Here is a 21091-nt window from a genome sequence, read left to right on the forward strand (position 1 = left end):
AGGGGTAACTCCTACTTCTCTTTAATTAAAGGAGAGGAATAAATGTGAAAAAACAAATTGGTGTGATTACCATGGGGCAAGCTCCAAGAACTGATCTATTACCTGAGATAGAAAGATTCTTTCCAACAAATGTTGATTTTATCCAACGTGGGGTTCTCGATGATTTTGATCAGGAAAAATTGCAAAAAATAAAACCGGAATCCGGCCAAACAACACTTATTTCAAGACTTAAAGATGGAACATCCGCCACAATGGCAAAGGAAAAAGTAATTCCGATTATTCAACAAATCATTGATGATTTTAATCAAAATCAAATCCAATTAATTATTGTTGCATGCACAGGAGAATTTCCCCCTTTTGACTCGAAAATCCCAATCATCTATCCAGATTATTTATTAAACTATGTAGCTCAAGGTATTTTTAGAAAGAAAGAGCAAATAGGTGTCATCATTCCTTTGCCTGAACAAGCGGACTCTATTCAGAAAAAATGGCATACTGCAGGTTTCAAAACAATAACAGTCGCCAGCTCTCCCTACCAATTCGACGAACAATCACTTATTCGCGCAACTAAATATCTCGAACAATCTTCCATCCAGACGATTGTACTTGATTGTATCGGTTATACACAAAAAATGAAAGGAATAGTTAGAGAGCATACAACTAAAAATGTACTATTATCACGAAATATCGTATTTAAGAATGCCGGAGAATTGTTTTAACAATAAGCTATGTGAAATCATGAGAATGACAATTTAAATATACCGATATTCATAAACTGCATTCCAAATGTTAGCCTAACATATAGAGTGCAGTTTTATTTTTTTACCTAATAATTTTCAATCGCCATTTTCCTGTGCAGACGATCATGATTGAATAAGAGACTTGTGATTGCTTAAGCATTTGAAATGGAACTATCCTTAAAACCCTTTTTCTATACGGCCTATAAGCTTTCTGCCTCTCCACTTTTTCATTATTTACACATTTCAAGCTGAATAATTTTTTAAAGCGGACATCAAATAGCTGCTCGTCTATTTAATTTGCAGTTGTGAAGTTCATTCAATGGACTGGACAAACTGAATAAGTAAGTGATTAAACTCCTCATAGTTGTCATAATTTGCATTATGAGAGGCATTCGAAATTATTTTCAACGGATATCCTGTTTTTTCAGTCCATCGATTGCAGTATTCTTGAACATACCCTGTATGATCATATTCTCCATAAGTAATCAAAACAGGACAATTAAATTTTACTTCGTCTTCTATCTTAAGAAACTCTCCATATACTGCACTACTAGCATTTAGCATGCCTTCCTTACCCAATTTTACTAATGACCGGTACATACTTTCTCTCGCTTCATCAGATACAGTAATACTTTTCGCAACAGCTTTACAGTAGTAACGATAGGGATATAAACGTGCAATGGTCGAATAATGTTTTAGAAAAAAAAGTTCTGAACTCTTATAGTAATGTTTACCAAAAGGGGTTGTACCGATTCCTAAAAACCCGATCACTCTCTCTCCATGCTCTTGAATAAAGGACTGAGCGATATACCCCCCTGCCGACTGCCCTACCAGAACTATTTTTTCAATCCTCTCCTGTTCAAGGATAGCTAATAACTCTTCGTTTACGTTCTTGAAGCTGAAATTTGCATACGGTCTCGACTTTCCATGTAAAGGATAATCCCAAGTAATTAACGGATATTCAGGTTTAAGATGATCGACTTGCTTATCAAAAAGGGTATGATCGGCGGTTAATCCGTGACAGAATACAATCGCAAATTTATTTGATGCCACCATTTCGTTCTTCCAATAATAGACGACTCCCCTTGATGATTGTATTCTTCTTTCCCTCATTAACAGCCCTCCAGATAATAATTTCGTTTTAAACTTGTTAAATACAAACGAAACTCCTCTAATACCACTTCTTTCTTCGTTTCACCCTGATCAAAGACTCTAACATAAAATCCATTTGATAAATCTAGGAGGATATCATAGAGTATCCCTAAGTCCTCTTCAAATTTAAATTTAGATTTATCAACAAGATTTAATACTTCGGTTTTTCTTCTACTTATATCTTCCAATATAATCCGATTGATTTCTTCATTATTAATTAAATTATTTTCATCGTATACCCTCATAATAAATTTGTATTGAAACGGGAACGTCTCAACTAATTTTACACGTTGATTAACTTCATTTTCTATTAGTTCAAAAAAATCTTGTCCTCTATCTATTTTGATTCTTTTTTCCCCTTGAATTATTTCCATAGCTGATTGAAACAAAAATTCATATAATGTTTGCTTGTTACGAAAATAGTGGAACAATAAAGATTTAGATATTCCAGCATCATCTGCAATCAGTTGCATGGATGCTTTTTTGTAAGTATGACTTGAAAATACTTTAAAACCTGCGTTAAGTATTTTCTGTTGCTTTAATTCAGGTAATGTTAAAAAACGTTTATTCATTTCCAACCTCTTTTGACCGAATCGGTTTATAATTATAGGCTTTGTTTAATGTCGGTGCTAATTTTCTCTTATCATAGAATCAGAGGAACTTTTTGCATGGTGTGTGAAAACAAGGCTTCACACAAAATGAGGCAAAAATCGGCCACAACATTGCTTAACATAACGTAATTATAAAAAAGATACACGGATTGACCGATTTTGTGAAGGGGACAAATCTCTTTTCACGTCAAAATTCCGTTACGAAAGTACTTTTGTTTGAAATAAAAGGAAAAATAAATTGACAGGAAACACCGTGTCATAAAAAAAGAAAAGACCGGTTACTTGATAAAATTCCTTTCAAGTAACGGGTCCTTAAAATCAGCATTCGCATTTCTATCTAGCTAGTTCTTATTTTCCAGCGGCAAGGCCTTCCTTAGTAATGACTTCGTCAATACGTGCCATTGCCTCTTTTTCATCTTCACCTTTTGCCATTACTTTGACATTCGCCCCTTTTGGGATTCCGAGCGACATAACACCCATAATGGACTTCATATTCACCTGTTTACCGTTATATTCAAGAGTTACTTCCGACTTAAACGGTGAAGTACTATTCACTAATAATGTCGCCGGTCTCGCATGAATACCTGCATCATCAACGATCGTATAATTTTTTTCTATCAATGTTTACTCATCCTCCTATAAACCTTTAATCTAATTGCTCTCCATTACTTGCTATTACGTTTTTATACCACTCAAAAGATTTCTTTTTAATACGGCGTTTCGTTCCTCTGCCCAGATCATCTTGATCTACATAAATGTATCCATATCGTTTCGACATTTGGCTAGTTGAAGCACTTATCATATCAATACAACCCCAGCTCGTATAGCCAAATACATCGACTCCATCTATGATGGCTTCTTTTATTTGCTTGATGTGATCCCTTAAGTAGGAAATGCGATAATCATCAATAATTACATCGCCTTCTTCAACAACATCTGCTGCGCCCAATCCATTTTCGGCAATAAATAATGGCTTTTGGTAACGATCGTATAGTTGGTTTAATGCGGTTCGCAATCCTTTAGGATCAATCTGCCATCCCCAATCACTAGTTGGCAAGTATGGATTTTTAATTCCTCCCGTTATTAAATTCCCCACTGCTCCTTCTAGATTTTCAGGATGGGCGCTTACTGCACTAGACATATAATAACTAAAGGAAATAAAATCAACCGGAAACTCTTTAATCATTTGTTCATCTTCTGGCTCTGTTTCGAGTTTAACACTCTTTTCAGCAAACATCCTTGCTGTATATGCTGGATAATAACCTCGTGCCAGAACATCTGTAAAAAATAGGGATTCACGCTGCTTCTCTATTGTTTTTTGAATATCATCTGGATCACAGCTATATGGAACAAGGAGTTGATAACTAATCATACACCCAACTTTTGCAACAGGGTTAATTTCTTTACAAGCTTTAGTTGCCAAAGCACTGGCAACAAATTGATGATGCGCCCCTTGAAACTTTGCTTGTTCAATATGAGGGTGATTTTCCTCAACAACACCGATACTGACAAAAGGATGATGTTTCACGCAATTTATTTCATTAAAAGGAATCCAATATTTTACTTTACCTTTGTATCGATTAAAAACAGTCGTTGCAAAACGGACATAGAAGTCGATTACTTTACGGTTTACCCAACCGCCGTACTCAGTGGCTAAATATAGGGGCATTTCATAATGTGATAAAGAAACGAGCGGTTCAATGCCATATTTCTCTAGTTCATCAAAAACGCGATCATAAAAAGCCAACCCCGCTTCATTCGGTTCCAGCTCGTCTCCATTTGGAAAAATCCTTGTCCATGCAATCGACATTCGGTATACTTTAAATCCCATTTCAGCAAATAAAGCGATATCTTCTTTATAGTGATGATAAAAGTCTACTCCATGTCGCTTCGGATAATATTTATCACTGGAAGGATCTTGAGCTTCTTCAACTTGTCGGTGGGTCATCATATGCCATTGATCCGTCCAATTTTCTTTCGGCATGCTCTCATCAAAAATATAAACATCAGAGACAGATAAGCCCTTACCACCAACATCACTCGCTCCCTCTACTTGCATTGCAGAAGTGGCTCCTCCCCATAGAAAGTTATCTGGGAATTTGGTTCTCAAGTGAAACATCTTCATAAACCTCCACTTTTTTATTTCTCACATTTGAATCGATTTCATCATCTACAACTGTTCATTCATTTAAACGAATTTACTTATTAACGTTCGTTTTTAATTCCTGACGAATTGACTCCGTTACAAACAGGCACTCTTCCTTTACGTCAAGCCATTCCTTTTAATCACATCTTGGTACCAGTAGAAACTTTTCTTTTTAATTCGGCGCAAATCTTTTTCATCCACTTCATTGCGATTGACATAAACAAAGCCGTAGCGTTTTTGATAACCATTCAACCAGCTTAACAGATCGGTGAACGACCAAGCACAATACCCTATTACATTCACTCCGTCCGATATTGCATCCTGAATGGCCGATACGTGGGATTCCAAAAATTTAATGCGGTAATCATCATTGATGACATCACCTTCTTCAACCGTATCAAATTCACCAAGTCCATTTTCTGTAATTAATACTGGAAGATGATAGCGTGCTTCGATACGTCTAAGAGCAATACGAATTCCCATTGGATCAATCTCCCAATCCCAATTCGTGGTTTCAACGAAAGGATTGTCAGTCGTTTTGTACATACCAGGTACTCCAGAATGCTTCGTAGAGCCCTTTTTGCCGGTTGTATTTTTCACGCCCGCACCGACTCCGCCTACCAATGGATTCTTCTCGACAGCAGTCGTACGGTAGTAGTTTACACCCATAAAATCAGGCTTTGCCGAACTCAATAATTCGAAATCTCCTTCTTCAACTGTCGGAGTAAGGCCATTCTCCTCTAGGTATTTCCAAGCGGCAGTCGGATATGTTCCCCAAGCGTAAACATCCATCCAAAAATAATTAAGGAGATCCTCTGCGTTTTCAAACGCCATAATATTTTCCGGGTTTGAATTGATTGGATAGTACGGTCTATACGCAAAACTTGGTCCAATTTTGCCATCTGGAACATATTTTCTAAACGAATGAATGACGGTAGCGTTGGCTAAGTTTGCAATATGGTTTGCTTCATACATTCTCTTTTTATCACGAATCCCAGGTGGATGGAGCCCCGAGTCATAACTATAACCTACAAAATAATTTTGCTCATTAAGCGATACCCAGTATTTCACTCGGTCACCGTAGCGCTTGTAGAGAATGACCGCATATCGATTGAAATCCTCAATAATCTTTCTTGATTCCCAGCCACCATACTCTTCAAGAAGTGCTTGTGGCAGATCCCAATGATACAGAGTTAGAATGGGCTCAATTTCATATTTCAGAAGCTCGTTAATTAAATCATCATAAAACTGCAAACCCTGTTCATTGACCTCTCCATTACCGTCAGGAATAATACGGCTCCATGCGACCGAGAACCTGTAAGCTTTAAGACCCTGTTCAGCCATCAGCTTTACATCTTCTTTAAAACGGTGATAATGATCAACAGCCACATCTCCATTAGAGCCTTTATACGTTCTCCCTTCCTCTCGAACAAAAATATCCCAAACAGATGGACCTTTACCATCTACATTCCATGCACCTTCAACTTGATAAGCAGCAGAAGCCGCTCCCCATAAAAAATGAGGTGGAAAATCAGCCTTATTTTTATGTTCCAAGATAAACCCTCCTTCAATAATCTTGATTTTCGGTTCTTGTGTGGCAAAAAATGAGGTTATTTTTTTACGTTCCTCTCATACAACGCTCTGCCATCTGTTTCAATCACATTCTTGTACCATCCGAAGCTCTTCTTTTTTCTACGTTCCAGTGTCCCATTTCCATCATTATCTTTATCGACGTAAATATAACCGTAGCGTTTCTCCATTTCTCCTGTTCCAGCACTGACAATGTCTATTGGTCCCCACCATGTATAACCGATAACTTCACACCCATCCTCGATCGCTTCCTGCAATTGAATTAAGTGTTTACGGATATAGTCAATTCTTGCGTCATCATGAATCTCGCCATTCTCGTCAATTTCATCACGTCCACCATAACCATTTTCAACGATGAATAGTGGTATTTGGTAGCGATCATATAGTTCATTACATACGTACCTTAAGCCTTTTGGATCAATGGGCCATCCCCATTCCGTTTTTTCCAAATATGGGTTTTCAAGACCGATAATGCCGCCAGTGTTTCCTAGGATTGGCATCCCAGCTTTATGGGTGGAACTTCTGTAATAACTGAAGCCAAGATAATCCACCGTGTTTTCCTTAATTAGTTCCAGATCTCCGTTCTCCATCACTACTGAGATTCCATGCTCCTTCCAAATCCGCTTCGCATAGCTTGGGTAATAACCTCGAATCATCACATCTGAATAAAATAGCGATCTCCTTCTCAATTCATAAGAGTCGAAAATATCATCCGGATTACATGTGTGAGGATATATCGGACTTAAAGAAAGCATGCAGCCCATTTTGGCATCTGGTGAGATTTCATGGCAGAGTTTCTTAGCAAGAGCACTTGCGACAAATACATGATGTGATGCCTGGTAAATATCTTGCAATTTCTGTTCTTCATCCTTTATCAAAATTCCCCCTGCTGCAAGTGGAATGGTATGAAAATGATTTATTTCATTGAAGTTCATCCAATATTTAACTTTATCCTTGTATCTGGTAATGATCGTTCTTGCATACCTTTCATAAAAACCGATTAGTTGCCGATTCTTCCAACCATCATATTTGAGTATTAAATTCAAAGGGATTTCAAAATGCGAAATAGTGATCACTGGTTCAATCCCATATTTCAGAATCTCATTAAATAGATCGTCGTAAAATTGCAACCCTTTTTCATTGGGCTCTTCTTCATCACCATTGGGGAATATTCTTGACCACGCAATCGAAGTTCTAAAGCACTTAATCCCGCTTTCTGCAAGTAATGCAATATCCTCTTTGTAACGGTGATAAAAGTCAATCGCTTCATGACTGGCATAAAAGTGTTCTTCATGCACTTCTCCATCAAAATGCCCGCCTACTATCCCGTTTCGATACACATCCGATATAGCCGGTCCTTTACCATCTTCATTCCATGCGCCTTCCGCCTGATTCGCGGCAATGGCTCCGCCCCATAAAAAATCTTTTGGAAATTCCTTCATACTAAAACCTCCTTAGTTTTCACTAAGAACCGCTGCGCTGAATTTACACAGCGGTCCTCATTGCTTACAAAACAACTGCGGTCAACAATACATCTTGCTTCTTAACCGATTGTTGCTCGGTTTCTATGACATCTGTATAATCATTTGAATTCGTAATAATAACAGGAGTGGTCACATCATAGCCAGCTTCCTTGATTTTCTCTAGATCAAATTCAATCAAAAGTTGACCTTGCTCAACATCATCATCTTGGTTGACATGTGTTTTAAAGAATTCTCCCTCTAGTTTGACAGTATCAAGGCCGATATGAATTAAGATTTCAGTATTAAGATCTGAAGTTAGACCTATTGCATGTCCTGTGTGAAACAGGGTTGTTACTTTCCCTGAAACTGGAGAGAAAACTTTTCCATCCTCTGGCAAGATAGCAATGCCTTTGCCCATCGCTTCAGTAGAGAAGACAGGATCATTTACTTGGTTAAGTGGAACAATTTGTCCAGTCATTGGAGAAAGAATTGTTGAGCGCTCAACGGGCTTCGTTTTTTTCGGTTCTTCTTTTGGTGAAGGCTCTTCTGTCCCTTCTTCATCAAAACCTAAAATATAAGTTAATGCAGCAGTTACAGTAAATGCGATCGTAATACTAATAATGTAATACACAAACGTTCCTGTCATAAATGCAGGGAGAGTAGTTAACGCAGGGAAAACATATGCCATTACCGTTGTATTCATTGCCCCTGCAAAACCTCCACCAAGCATTCCCCCAATTACTGCCGCGATCATAGGACGCTTGTATTTAACCGATAAACCATACACAATCGGCTCGGTGATACCAGCAAGAATAGCAGGCATTAACACTGATATCGCTGTTGATTTTAGCTTTTTATCTTTTGCTTTCAAGAATACACCAAATGCAACACCAGCTTGGGCAAACGTTGCATTCGCAACCGGTGGGCGAATCGTATCAAAACCGGTTGTACTAAGGTTGTTAAGCATTGCTGGTACAATCCCCCAGTGAATACCAAACATAACAAGGAATGTCCAGCCGGCTCCTATGACAGCACCTGTCACCATACCACTAGTGCCACTCAAGTAAGAGATCGCATCACCAATCCAGTTCCCAAGGAATACACCTACAGGACCGATCACACCGGCTGTGAGTGGGACCATAATTAGAAGTGATAACATTGGGACCGCAAACATTTTGATTAAATTAGGAATGTAACGATTCAAGAAACGCTCTAAATATGAAAATGCCCAAATCGCTAAAATAGCAGGGATGACGGTTCCGCTATAACCCATTAGAACGATAGGAAGTTTCGCAAATTCAACGACATCACCAACTTCACTCATTAGACCCGTAAACTTTGGTTCAAGTAGAGCCGCCATAATCGCAAATGACACAAATTGGTTTGTGCCAAATGCCTTCGCTGCTGAAAAAGCGAGCACAAGTGGGAAAAAGTAAAATACTGCGTTAGAAGCTGCACTTAATATCAAATACGTACTGCCTTCTTCAGACATCCCGAAATAGGTTGTCATGATTACCAGCAGAGCTTTCAGCATACCTGAACCTGCCAGTAATGGGACTATCGGGGTAAAGATACTTGACATGATATTAAACATGCGGGCAATTGGATTGCCTTTCTTTTCATCTGTTGCTTTCTCTGAAGATGCTACTTCAATTTTGTACATGCTCTTAATCGTTTCAAAAACATCCGCAACATGATTGCCGATTACAACCTGAAATTGACCGTTGCTTTCGACAACCGTGATAACACCATCGGTATTTTGCAATTCCTTTTTATTGAACTTGCTTGCGTCTTTAAGTTTAAAACGTAGGCGTGTCATACAGTGATATAAGCTTTGTACATTTTCTTCTCCACCTACACCATCGATAATTGACTTAGCCAGATTTTTATAATCTGCCATTGTAGTTTTCCTCCTATCTGTCATCTTTCTTAGTTTTTCAATAAAAAAACCTGAAATGAATACAGAGTCCACAGCTTGCGACCGTTGTTGATCGCTGCTGTTTCCTTCTCTGTTTCATTTCAGGTAATGCCTTTTACAGTAACACCCTGAATAATTAAGTTGTTTGTATCGTTATCCTTCGTTTCGGCTCGTTACACGGTTTATATGAAGGACTAGATAGACCATTTCTGCTTTTGAAAGAGAAACCCCATAACCATTTGCCACATATTTTTCAATCTTCTTGATACATTCAAAAGCTTTTTTATACTTATGCTGAACTTGCTCGTATAAATAGTCATCATCCTGATGTCCGGTATCACCGGAAAGTATTCGTTGTGCAAAAAATTTAAGATGGGTGACAAGTCTTCCATAATTCCAGGAATCCTCATCGAACTCAATTCCAAAGTGGTATTTTATAATTCCGAGAATATCTTGAACGAATTGAGTAATTTTCACCGTCCTGTTGACTTCCTCCCCTTCCATTTGTGCATTGGCAAAATGAAAGGCGATAAACCCCGCTTCATCCTCACTGAATTCGACACCGACTTTAGCCTTGATAATCTCGAGTGCTTTCAGGCCAATCTCAAATTCTGTCTTGTACAATTTCCTCGCTTCCCATAGCAATACGTTATGGATATCTAGGCCATCCTTATATCGTGAAACAGCATAGTAAATATGGTCTGTCAAAGCCAAGAAAAGATAGTCACCTATTGGCGTTTTGATTTTTGTCCTTGCATACTTAATAATTTCTTCGGCAATCTCAGCGTACACAACCGGAACTTCTTTTAGCAGATTTGCCATTTTCAATGAAAGGTTCTGGGATTGAAGGGTAAACACCTTGCTGATCTTCGACTCATCAATAATATCTCCCGGCTTACGATTAAAGGCTATCCCATTTCCGAAAACAACAACTTCCTGGTGGTTTTCGTTTTTGGCCAGTACAACATTATTGTTCAGTGTTCTCTTAAGAATCACAGCACCATCCCCCCTTTTCATTTCAACATTGCACTTGATTCTAAAAAATTTACCCTTTTAATTTGGACAAAATAACCTATTTTTATGTTCCCACCACAAATCAAGAATAAAATAAAAAACCCGAATCTGCATGCAAGAAAAAATGTTCCCTTGCTTGTTTGCAAATTCAGGTTATGCCTTCTTCAGTAACACCCTGATAATCATTAAATTATAAGTGAAGCGCTTACTTATGTCATTATTTTAATATATGATGAAACTCTTGTCAAATATATTTTAGATCGCTCTTAATTCGTCCAATAAAAATGGGTCACGTTTGCTTTCCTGATTAGAAAAAAAGAACTTTGCCGAGAGAAAATATGAAGAATAGCTATTAATATACTTGACTACCATTGTCCTGTTATACTAATTAAAAGATAATAGTCAAAAAGGAGTTTGCTAATACATATGTTCATTCTTATTTTACTCATCGCCATGTTGTTGTATGGCGCGATTGTCTACTATATCGGCAGGGTAGGCTATCGCTGGATTCGACCAGAATCATCAAGTCGACGCTTTAAGGTGCTTTATATTATCATCGTTGGATTGACAGCAAGTTCATTTATTGTCGGCCGCATGTCCGGGCTGACATTTGTGAATATTGTTGGCGCGTATTGGATGGCTTGCTTGTATATGTTAATACTTTTAGTACCACTTGCCCATATTACGGTTATCCTTTTGCGTTTCACCCGTTTGCCGAGGAAAAGAACGCAAAAATGGGCTGGTTACGTTACTCTTGGTCTACTCATATCTTTTTTGGGGTATGGGAGCTTCAACGCATACAGTCCTGTTGTTAACAACTATGAAATTACAATTGAAAAAGGTTCTTCCTCACTTGATAATCTGACGATCGCAATGGCAGCTGATACTCATTTCGGTCTGCTCTCCGGAAAAGCTCACGCAGAGCGGTTTGTCAAAGAAATGAATGCACTTCATCCAGATTTAATCCTTCTGCCAGGTGACATTTTTGATGATGATATCCAGCCATTTCTCGATCAGAAGATCGATCAAATCTTAACGAAACTCAAAGCACCTTATGGTGTCTACGCTTCACTCGGTAATCACGACAAACATGATGGCACGATGCAAGAGCTTATCGATGCATTGGAACGCAGTGGTATTCATGTGTTATATGACGATACAGTGGATATTGAAGAACAATTGACGCTTATCGGTCGAAAAGACAAAACAGATCGCGACAGGCTTCCTTTAAATGCCCTAATGAATGGGGTCGATCTTACAAGACCGACCATTTTAATTGATCATCAGCCATATGAGCTTGATATTGCCGAGCAAGAAGGCATTGATTTAATGGTATCCGGTCATACTCACGGTGGACAAGTATTCCCCGGTAACCTTATCACGAATGCAATGTATGAGAATGATTGGGGTCATCTGCAAAAGGAACGAATGCACTCGATCGTTACGAGCGGCTTTGGCTTTTGGGGGCCTCCAATTCGGATTGGAACACGTTCTGAAATTGTCAATATTCACGTACAATTTGAGTAGCTAAAAAAATCAAGCATGAACAAATGGCGTCCAGCATATATTGGCACAATCTATTCTTTACTAGCAGATCATGGTTACAAAAAAGACTGTTTCTCTGAAGAACTTAAGCAAAATTGGCGCCTAACAATGTTCAATTTTTTATCTAGAAGTCTGTTCATATCCAATAATTAAGAGCTTGTGCCAAGACACAAGCTCTCTTTTCCAGTTCATTATCCAAGCTTACGTTTTTCTTTTTCTTCTTCCTTCAATTCATCATACCAACGGCCATGATGTTCCTCTGCATACTTCTCTGTCACATCACCTTTAAAAATTCCATTTAATGATGGTTTTGCTAGTTTTATAGACATATAAATATGAGCAATAGCCACAGCGGCTGAAAGTCCTAAACCAACATTATGGATTGGATATGCCCACAACACAAAACCATGAGGGAAATATAGCGGGAACCACATTACAATTCCTGACCCAATTAGCATAATGGCTGTCACAATCATTAACCAAGAGTTTATTTTTTCTCCCGCGTTAAAGAAATCTTGCTTCGGTGTCTTTGCCTTCAAACCAAAGAATTCTTTAGGAAATTGCGTTAAAAACTGAAAATCATGCTTCTTCCAAGAAAATATATTTTTGCTCCATCTTCTTAACCCTTGGCGGTCAAAGAAAATTAAAATCGGCAGCGGCAGCATAAATGTCACTGCTGCAATACGGTGCACCAAACGAGCTCCAGCTGGACCACCGAAGATAGGGTAAAGCCAGTCGAAAAATTCAGTATACATCGGTAGGGCAGAAATATAGAGTATAAAAAATGAGCCTGCATTTACCCAATGGGAGATAATAAAACCTTTATTAAAGCGTTTTACCATTCTCGGATTGCCCCTATTGCTCATGATCCTCTCCTCCTTCTACTCCTCCTTTTTCTTTTTTCATCGCATGGGTGATAATGGAACCGACAACCGCCATTGTAGTTGCTCCTAACATCATTTTACCTGCTGGTTGAACGACATCTTTCCAAATTGCTAGACTCGTAGGAACTTTTGGATTTTCAGGTAGCCCGAACGTCGAAGGACGATCAGTCAAAACATACATCATCGTTGTCCCGCCAACACCATTAGATTGGTCGACGCCATAAAGCTGTGCATTTGGGTAATCCTTCTTAAGCGCCTCTAGCCTTTTTTCTGCTATCGCTGTCATTTCTTCTCTTGTCCCATACAAAATTGCATCTGCAGTACAGGTTTGTGCACAAGACGGCACCATCCCATTCGCAATTCTATCCTCGCACAAATCACACTTGGTGCTCTTATTTGTTGTTTTATCAATTTTTGGAACACCGAATGGGCAGTTAGTTGCACAATATCCACAGCCGACACATTTATCATAATCAAAGGAAACGACACCGTTATCTAATTTAGTTAATGCATCCTCCGGACACGCCTTCGCGCATGCTGGGTCACCACAATGCATACACTGAAACTTAAGGAAATCCCAACGGAATTGTCCATTTTCATACGTTTCTTTCATTTTTATTAAATTATAAGTTGTCGGGCTTAAATCACTATGGGATTGGAATTCTCCCACAAATGGTGTAGGATCTGATGGGAGGTTTTTCCATTGTTTACAAGCAACCATACAAGCTCTACAAGCGGTACACTTCGAGATATCATGCAGCATTGCTATTTCCTGTGCCATACATTCACTCCTTTCCTTAATACCAACCTACTTTTGTTGACGTTATATTTTTAATCGCCTTTAAAAATTCTTTTAATTCTAATTTAGTCGTAAAAAAACCTGGACTAACTCGAATCGTTCCTTCTCCATCATCACCGTATGTGCCGATTGTTTTATGAGCTAACGGGGCACAATGAAGACCCGTTCTCACGTATATACCATAATTTTGATTAAGCATATGTCCAATATCCTCTGGATCCCAGCCTTTGATTGTAAAAGATAGTACGGCTACTCTCGCTTCATCGGGTGAAGGACCATAGAGGATAACTTCCTCGTTATACGATAGTTTTTCCCAAAGGTAACGTAAATGGGTAAGTTCTGTCTCCGCAATGGTCTCAATACCAGTATCTTCAATAAAGGTAAGCCCTTCTCCAAGGGACAGTATTCCTGGAATATTATGCGTTCCAGCCTCAAAAGCTTCCGGCCAATTAACAGGCTGTGATTCAGATTTAGAGTCAAAACCTGTTCCTCCTTCTCTCCATGCTTTCAATCCTTCAATACGAGAGCCAATCACAAGTCCTCCTGTTCCCTGCAGTGCAAATAGCCCTTTATGCCCTGCAAAAACAAGCATATCGATATGCTGTTTTTCAAGATGCAAAGGTAAAACACCAGCGGTTTGAGCGGCATCCACTAATAAAAAAGCACCGCGTTTCCGTACTTCTTTCCCAATCTCTTCAATCGGTTGAATTGCCCCTGTCACATTTGATGCATGACTAACAACGACTAATCTGGTTTTTTCATTTATTTTTTCATACAAAGCTTTCGTATTGAGATATCCCTTTTTATCACAAGGAATAACATCTAGAACAATTTTCCCTTGTGATTCAAGACCACGTAGCGGACGTAGGACAGAATTGTGCTCCATGCTTGAGATGATGACATGGTCACCATCTCGAACAAATCCCTTTATTGCCATGTTTAAAGCATCTGTTGCACTATAAGTAAATACGACGCGAAAATCCTCTAGAACGCCAAAAAACTTGGCTAACTGCTTTCTTATCACAACAATCTCATCGTTTGCTTTTGCTGAAATTTCATGCATGCCTCGACCAGGTGTTCCAACGCCACGCGAAATCGTTTCAAATACTCTCTCTAAAGAATGAGGCGGTTTTGGAAATGATGTGGCTGCATTATCTAAGTAAGCTTTCATTATATATTTATTAAGTGAGTACCCATTTTTACATACCCACGCTCCTGAAGTAATAAATCGAGATGTAAAGTCATCCAATCAAGAAGTGCAGCCTCTTCCTCTCCCTTATTGGTATAGACTTTGATATAACTATTGCAGCTATTGCATACATCAACGCGTATATCCTCTTCCTCATTTATTTCCATAATGCGCAGCAAATTCGGATCTTCATTTTTACAATAAGGACACCCCATCCTTTTATAGAGCCATTGTGACCTACAGCATCCACAAACTAAATGTCTTTTTCTGCCTTTATTGCTCCGCTTTAATTGAGCCATATTAGGAAGTGCCCCACAAGTAGGACAGTATTCCCTATTCCATGATTGCTGCTCTTCCCATTGTTGCAGCTCTGATAGATGTGGTTGTAAAACATAAGAAAGCGCTGTCCAGCCGAGAAACCAAATGATCCCTTCATTCAATTGATGTTTATCAATGATTTCACCGAGAGTTTGATAGTCTTCATTCATTAAAGAATGAATAACAGCTCTTATAAAAGCTTCATCCTGTTCCATCACTTTGCCTAAGCTCGAACAACTGGCTCGAAACGGTTCAGGTACTTCTTTATACTCTGCCAATGATGTTAAAGCCTTTAACGCTCGACAAGCTTGCTCAAAAATTGGGACAGTTACATGTTCAGACTTTAAAACGGGTATTCCTCTATTAAATTCATCTTTCGCCGCATCTAAATTTTTTATGTTCTCCACCTTAAATGACACATGGCCTAGAATCGATTCAATGACTTCGTGAAAACGGGCAATTTCCTCTAAAAACGGTCGCTCTTGCAACCATTTTTCTTTAAGTGTAAGTTGTTTTGTCATAGTCATATTGAGTCCCCTATGCTTTTTTTAAGCTTTCTTTATATTAACAAGACAAGCTTTTGTTTCTTGAATCCATGTGTTTGGATCACCTGCATCTATCGTTAATAAATTTGTACTAGCAGCTGTACTTAAACCTTTATAACCCCAATTGTAAGGCATCCAAACCACCGTAACTTCCTCACCATTGATCTGCAACGGTTGAATGCGATGTGTTACCATCACTTTTACCTCAATTTCACCACGTGCTGAGCTAACTGCCACACGGTCACCATTCTTCACACTTAATTTATTAGCTAACTTCACCGGCATTTCGATATATGTCTCTTTCACCAATTCATTCAACCACGGGACATTTCTTGTCACTGAACCTGCACACCAATGTTCTGCAATACTTGAGGTACAAAGGACATACGGGAAATCTTCTTTCTTCCCGATAGGTTGTTTCGCTTCTATCCTTGGATATTTTAAGCAAGGGTTGATAGCGACATCAGGATGCAGAATATTTGTTGTCGGACTTTCCACTGGCTCGTAAAATTCTGGGAGCGGCCCATCTGCTGGAACGCTTGAAACATCACGTGGCAAAGGCTCATAAGTAACGTCCGGATCATGATAAGTATTGGCAATGAGGCGACCAACACCTTCCCCTGTCATTCTGAACGGCTTTCGTCCACCTGGTTGATCAGGTCCATCATTGATATTCCCAACATCCGGTATATCATGTCCAGTCCATTTTCCTTCAGCGGCATCCCACCAGATGTATTTATTCTTTTCGTCAAAAGGCTTTCCATTTATGTCAGCCGAAGCTCTGTTATAAATGATCTTAATATTTCCAGGCCAGCACCACTTAAATTCTGGAAACACACCTAATCCACTTGGATCGCTATTTCCAGTACGCATAGAATGATTTCCTTCTTCTGTATATACACCTGCGTATAACCAGTTACCTGAGCTTGTTGAGCCATCATCCTTTAAGGCGCTAATTCCCGTCGCTAATTTGCCTGTTTTTAAATCATAGCCATTAATTTCTTTTAATACAGCATCCGCCATCCTTGTATTTTCCTTAGGATAATCCCATGTTAACTTCTTAAATATTTCATCCTTTGGATCGGTAGAATTTTTATATAAATCTCTCATTTTTGTATAAATTAGATCGAATATTTCGAGATCGCTTTTTGCTTTACCAACCGGTTTGATTCCCGTATATCGCCATTGAACAAGACGGCCAGAGTTCGTTAATGTTCCCTCTTTTTCCAGGAAGGAAGCAGCAGGGAGGAAAATAACCTCCGTTTTTATTTCTGAAGGATCAACACCTGGTTTTTCCCAGAAACTTGCTGTTTCTGTCATAAATAAATCATTTACAACAAGCATATCGAGTTTACAGAAGCCTTCGTGGACGAGGTTCAAGTTAGGACTTGTTACCATCGGATTTTGCCCAACGATATACATAAATTTCATCGTGTTATCTAACGCTGTTTCAAAGATTCTATAAATCGAATAGTTCTTATTTGCATCTTTTTTCGGCAGCCAACCATAGCCAAAATCGTTTTCTGGTTTTGCATTTTCGCCAAACCATGCTTTTAGAAGGTTTACAAAAAATCTTCTTCTAAATGTTCCATTTTTCTTTGTCCAATCATCCAGTGTAGGCTGATTTGAATTCGGCCAGTTAAAATAGCCAGGAGCATAATTAAAAAGTAAGGCAAAGTCTGTTGAACCTTGAACATTTGGTTCACCACGCAAAGCATTAATACCCGTTCCTGGCTTCCCGACATTTCCTAAAAGTAGTTGCAGTACGCCAAACGAACGAATATTTTGAACACCTACCGTATGCTGTGTCATTCCCAAAGCATACATAATTGTGCCTGGTCCAGCATTCACATAAGTATCCGCTATCAATTTGATCGTCTCAACGGGAATGCCGGTAATATCTGAAGCTACTTGAAAAGTGTAACGACTATAAAACTTCTTTAATTTTGTAAATCCACATTGTGGATCATCCAGGCTCGTACCGATAATTGGCGTTCCTTCCTCATTAAGCTGATAAGACCATGAGTCTGTTGCATATTTTTTTTCTTCCTCATCATAGCCAGAGAATACGCCATTATCGAACGAGAACTCTTCGTTCGTATAATACAATGCATTTGTATGTGTTCTTACAAATTTCCTCATTGTATAGTTTATTCTCCAAAATATAGTTAATGATGGCACCTAAAAAGGCAATATCCGTTCCTGGGCGAATTTGTGCATAAATATCTGCTATTTTTGAAGTTCTCGTATAACGAGGATCGACATGAATAACCTTTGCGCCATTTTCCTTCGCCCTCATAATCCATTTCATAGACATAGAATGGTTTTCAGCGGCATTACTGCCTTCAATCAAGATAACTTTAGCATTTTTTAAATCAATCCAATGATTTGTCATCGCACCGCGACCAAACGAAGCCGACAAACTGCCGACTGTAGGACTGTGTCATAATCGGGCTTGATGCTCGATATAGGTAACACCTAATGCTCGAGCCATTTTTGCTAACAAATAACATTCTTCGTTATTGTTTTGCGCTCCACCAACAAAGCTGATCGCTTCAGTTCGATTAGCGAGATATTCTATCCCCTCTTCGCTATCCTTCGTAATCCAATTTTCATCACGGACTTTCTTCATCTTCTTCGTCACTTTGTCAATCGCTTCATCCCAGCTAATTTCTTGCCATTTGTCACTTCCAGGAGCGCGATATAATGGAGTTTTCACACGTTGATCAGAGTTAGGCACCACTGACATGGAAGCTCCCTTACTACAAAGCGAACCTTCATTAATAACATGATCAGGGTCACCCTCTAAATTGATTAATTTGTCATCTTTCACATGACAAATCATTCCGCAACCAACTGAACAAAATGTACAGACTGATGTAAATTCTTTAGAATCTTCCAATTTGAACTCTTTTGTTGAAGCTTTAATTTTCTTTACATCAAATCCAAGCTCAGTTATCGCCAAGCCTACCCCCAGTACACCGGTAAGCTTTACGAATTCTCTTCGATTTATCTTCATCCCTTAACCTCCCCAACGTGAACATTATTTTGCAAAGTCATGAGCAAACATTCCTCCCTATGAAAACTTTATATGTCTTTTTAGACATATATAATTCGCTTTCATTTTTGCAGAATATAAAAAAGTATTCTATAACATATGTCACAGCAGACATATATCAAGGAAATGATCTTGTTTCTTGAATTGATTACTAGGACTATGCAAAAGACGAATGATTTCACCTTTAAGACAAATTATTTCGGTTTAATTACGAACATTATTTAAAACGAAATAGTTTTCATTCGTAAATAATCATTAAATTGTTTAAATATCAGTACAAAATAATTTTACGGTTGCAACCGTATAAAATCACAAATCTGATGTAAATGTGACCATTTATTGAAATTTACTTTTACTCCGTTAACCATTTGTAGATTTCTAGTAATGTTTTTTCCATATTACTATGCCCTCCTAAATAAAAAAGCGGTGTTCCTTTTTTGTCCATCTCTTTCATCACTTTCTTATAAAATGCATGAGACAATACCGCTGTATTAATAAAAACCGCATCTACTCTTTTTATTCTGGAAAGATCTCTTGTAATTTCATCCGTTTCAAACAATTCGACAGACGGAAGCCATTCTTTTAATTTTTGTTGCCAATTAAGAGAACCACCTATTACGACAATATTCATTGATTTTATAAATTCAATCATCGTATTAAGAGAAGGAACGTTCTCTTCCTCATTTTCTTCTGTTCTCTCCACCTTATAAGCATATGTCCTAAGGGCAAACACCTCTTCAGAATAATCTTCCAAATTCTCAATTTGCTGCTCTAATTGCCGAATCGTATAATTTTTTTGCCGAAGTTCCTCTGTAAGTCCGTCAACCTCTCGCTGCAATTGCTGATTTTTCAACTTCCATTCCCTTTCTTTCCTCGAAAGTTCAGCTTCTTGCTCTTTAATACGCGCCTCTTTTGCTTTTAATCCCAAATAGTACTCTCTTTTCGATTGTTCTAAATACATTTGCTTTGTTTCGTGGTAAAGAGAAACAAGACATTTTTGATAAAGACATGTGATCAAAAACAAATCTTGATCGTCATTTGTTATATAATGATATTTTTGCGCATACAAAAGCTCCAAAAAAACAGTATCTAATTCCATTTTAGAAAAGGGGATTTGATTAAGCGCATCCATTTCGTGAATCTGAAGCGTCTTTAACCACCCTCCAATCGCTCCTATATACCGAGTTGGCGAAACTTCAAAAACTTTTTTCTCAGCTTCTTCAACACTTATATTTGGGTTAGCTTCTTGGATTTTTTTTAATCGAATTGAAATAAGATAGTCTAAAAAAGTCCCGATCGTATCGAAACGAATATGTCGCGAAATCTCGTATTCTCTATATAACCTCTCTATCTCTTTCTTATTCTCAGCCAAACTTTTTTTGGAAAACATGACTTTTTGAATTTCCACTTCATTGAAGGTGGCCAATAACACATCCTGAAAAGACCGCCAGGCAACGTTCTCCTTATTAAATGATTTCCCGTATTGTTTACAGAGGTACCAAAGAACGATATTATGATAAATTAAATCTATTTCCTTAACTACTTTTGTCTTTTTCCTCTTTGCATAACTTCTCATGAAATGCTCAAAATCAATTCGTTTATTTAAATGAAAATATTGATAGACAAATTTGTAGCCTTTTTTAATCAATTTTTCAATTTGGGCAAATCGTTGCACTTGAATGCTCCATTCTAAAATCGCTGCTACTTGCCTTATCTTCTCTTCACTCTTTGTTGAATACATGGTGAATAACGCATTTCTTTTTAAAACACTATTTTGAAATGCTTCATAATACTCCCATTCTCTCTCCCGATAACAATTGTCAATGTAAGGATGCAAATAAGAATTGCCGCCCAGTGCGATGCTTAAATAACTATGTAAAATATTTTCGTCAAGCTCAAGATCTTGCGCTTGAATTAACACATCAAATAACCTCCTTCTTATTTAATTCGTATTAAACCATTAATCATGAACCAGAAAAATTCTAATAGATCTTTACTCAACTTTCGCAGACCAAATCAGGCAGGTAAGCCCTAATATAACCGGGTAAACCTGTAACCCATTGTGATAGTTGATTTTTAAGTAATTGCTGTGTTTGTTTATTCGTTTTCTTCAAGACAT

The 21091-nt window shown here is 38.2% G+C and carries 17 protein-coding genes; 2 read left to right on the top strand and 15 right to left on the bottom strand.

Annotation, left to right across the window (positions count from 1 at the left end):
* The first annotated feature begins 44 nt into the window (after nucleotides 1–44).
* Complete coding sequence (locus PZE06_RS18360; protein WP_095311161.1) at nucleotides 45–719, top strand: AroM family protein; 675 nt, start codon at nucleotides 45–47, stop codon at nucleotides 717–719.
* A 333-nt stretch (nucleotides 720–1052) separates the two neighbouring features.
* Here PZE06_RS18360 and PZE06_RS18365 read toward each other — a convergent pair whose 3' ends face one another.
* The 8 genes from PZE06_RS18365 to licT all read right to left on the bottom strand — a co-directional run bounded on the left by PZE06_RS18365 (nucleotide 1053) and on the right by licT (nucleotide 10616).
* Complete coding sequence (locus PZE06_RS18365) at nucleotides 1053–1853, bottom strand: alpha/beta fold hydrolase (RefSeq protein WP_095311164.1); 801 nt, start codon at nucleotides 1851–1853, stop codon at nucleotides 1053–1055.
* Nucleotides 1853–2464: a TetR/AcrR family transcriptional regulator gene (locus PZE06_RS18370; RefSeq protein WP_095311166.1), complete on the bottom strand. Its 612-nt coding sequence runs from the start codon at nucleotides 2462–2464 to the stop codon at nucleotides 1853–1855. Before PZE06_RS18370 ends, PZE06_RS18365 begins: the two co-directional genes overlap by 1 nt.
* A gap of 387 nt (nucleotides 2465–2851) precedes the next feature.
* Complete coding sequence (locus PZE06_RS18375) at nucleotides 2852–3124, bottom strand: phosphocarrier protein HPr (RefSeq protein WP_095311169.1); 273 nt, start codon at nucleotides 3122–3124, stop codon at nucleotides 2852–2854.
* Nucleotides 3125–3149: 25 nt separating this feature from the next.
* Complete coding sequence (locus PZE06_RS18380; protein WP_095311171.1) at nucleotides 3150–4622, bottom strand: glycoside hydrolase family 1 protein; 1473 nt, start codon at nucleotides 4620–4622, stop codon at nucleotides 3150–3152.
* A gap of 144 nt (nucleotides 4623–4766) precedes the next feature.
* Nucleotides 4767–6203 (bottom strand): glycoside hydrolase family 1 protein, encoded by a 1437-nt coding sequence (locus PZE06_RS18385; RefSeq protein ID WP_275791792.1) that lies wholly within the window; start codon nucleotides 6201–6203, stop codon nucleotides 4767–4769.
* Between the two features lie 56 nt (nucleotides 6204–6259).
* Entirely contained in the window at nucleotides 6260–7681 is a 1422-nt protein-coding gene (locus PZE06_RS18390) for a glycoside hydrolase family 1 protein (protein ID WP_275791793.1), read from the bottom strand.
* 64 nt (nucleotides 7682–7745) lie between these two features.
* Complete coding sequence (locus PZE06_RS18395) at nucleotides 7746–9602, bottom strand: beta-glucoside-specific PTS transporter subunit IIABC (protein WP_095311177.1); 1857 nt, start codon at nucleotides 9600–9602, stop codon at nucleotides 7746–7748.
* 171 nt (nucleotides 9603–9773) lie between these two features.
* The gene (licT, locus tag PZE06_RS18400) at nucleotides 9774–10616 is read right to left on the bottom strand and encodes a BglG family transcription antiterminator LicT (protein WP_095311179.1); all 843 of its coding nucleotides are present in this window, start codon (nucleotides 10614–10616) and stop codon (nucleotides 9774–9776) included.
* A 444-nt stretch (nucleotides 10617–11060) separates the two neighbouring features.
* Here licT and PZE06_RS18405 point away from each other — a divergent pair, with 444 nt between their 5' ends.
* Nucleotides 11061–12161 (top strand): metallophosphoesterase, encoded by a 1101-nt coding sequence (locus PZE06_RS18405; protein WP_275791794.1) that lies wholly within the window; start codon nucleotides 11061–11063, stop codon nucleotides 12159–12161.
* Nucleotides 12162–12370: 209 nt separating this feature from the next.
* Here PZE06_RS18405 and PZE06_RS18410 read toward each other — a convergent pair whose 3' ends face one another.
* The 7 genes from PZE06_RS18410 to PZE06_RS18435 all read right to left on the bottom strand — a co-directional run bounded on the left by PZE06_RS18410 (nucleotide 12371) and on the right by PZE06_RS18435 (nucleotide 20893).
* A complete protein-coding gene (locus tag PZE06_RS18410; RefSeq protein WP_275791795.1) occupies nucleotides 12371–13045 on the bottom strand; it encodes a formate dehydrogenase subunit gamma in 675 nt (224 codons plus the stop codon).
* Nucleotides 13035–13844: a 4Fe-4S dicluster domain-containing protein gene (locus PZE06_RS18415; RefSeq protein WP_095311185.1), complete on the bottom strand. Its 810-nt coding sequence runs from the start codon at nucleotides 13842–13844 to the stop codon at nucleotides 13035–13037. The genes PZE06_RS18410 and PZE06_RS18415 overlap by 11 nt, the downstream gene beginning before the upstream one ends.
* A gap of 16 nt (nucleotides 13845–13860) precedes the next feature.
* Nucleotides 13861–15111 (bottom strand): aminotransferase class V-fold PLP-dependent enzyme, encoded by a 1251-nt coding sequence (locus tag PZE06_RS18420; RefSeq protein WP_170943610.1) that lies wholly within the window; start codon nucleotides 15109–15111, stop codon nucleotides 13861–13863.
* The gene (locus PZE06_RS18425) at nucleotides 15033–15896 is read right to left on the bottom strand and encodes a formate dehydrogenase accessory protein FdhE (protein WP_095311189.1); all 864 of its coding nucleotides are present in this window, start codon (nucleotides 15894–15896) and stop codon (nucleotides 15033–15035) included. The genes PZE06_RS18420 and PZE06_RS18425 overlap by 79 nt, the downstream gene beginning before the upstream one ends.
* A 21-nt stretch (nucleotides 15897–15917) precedes the next feature.
* A complete protein-coding gene (locus tag PZE06_RS18430; RefSeq protein WP_483314076.1) occupies nucleotides 15918–18056 on the bottom strand; it encodes a molybdopterin-dependent oxidoreductase in 2139 nt (712 codons plus the stop codon).
* Nucleotides 17989–18933: a molybdopterin-dependent oxidoreductase gene (locus PZE06_RS32125; RefSeq protein ID WP_483314077.1), complete on the bottom strand. Its 945-nt coding sequence runs from the start codon at nucleotides 18931–18933 to the stop codon at nucleotides 17989–17991. Before PZE06_RS32125 ends, PZE06_RS18430 begins: the two co-directional genes overlap by 68 nt.
* A gap of 391 nt (nucleotides 18934–19324) precedes the next feature.
* Complete coding sequence (locus PZE06_RS18435) at nucleotides 19325–20893, bottom strand: hypothetical protein (protein ID WP_275791796.1); 1569 nt, start codon at nucleotides 20891–20893, stop codon at nucleotides 19325–19327.
* Between the last annotated feature and the right edge of the window lie 198 nt (nucleotides 20894–21091).

The sequence above is a fragment of the Robertmurraya sp. DFI.2.37 genome, from assembly GCF_029211245.1.
Lineage (GTDB): Bacteria > Bacillota > Bacilli > Bacillales > Cytobacillaceae > Robertmurraya > Robertmurraya methanolica_A.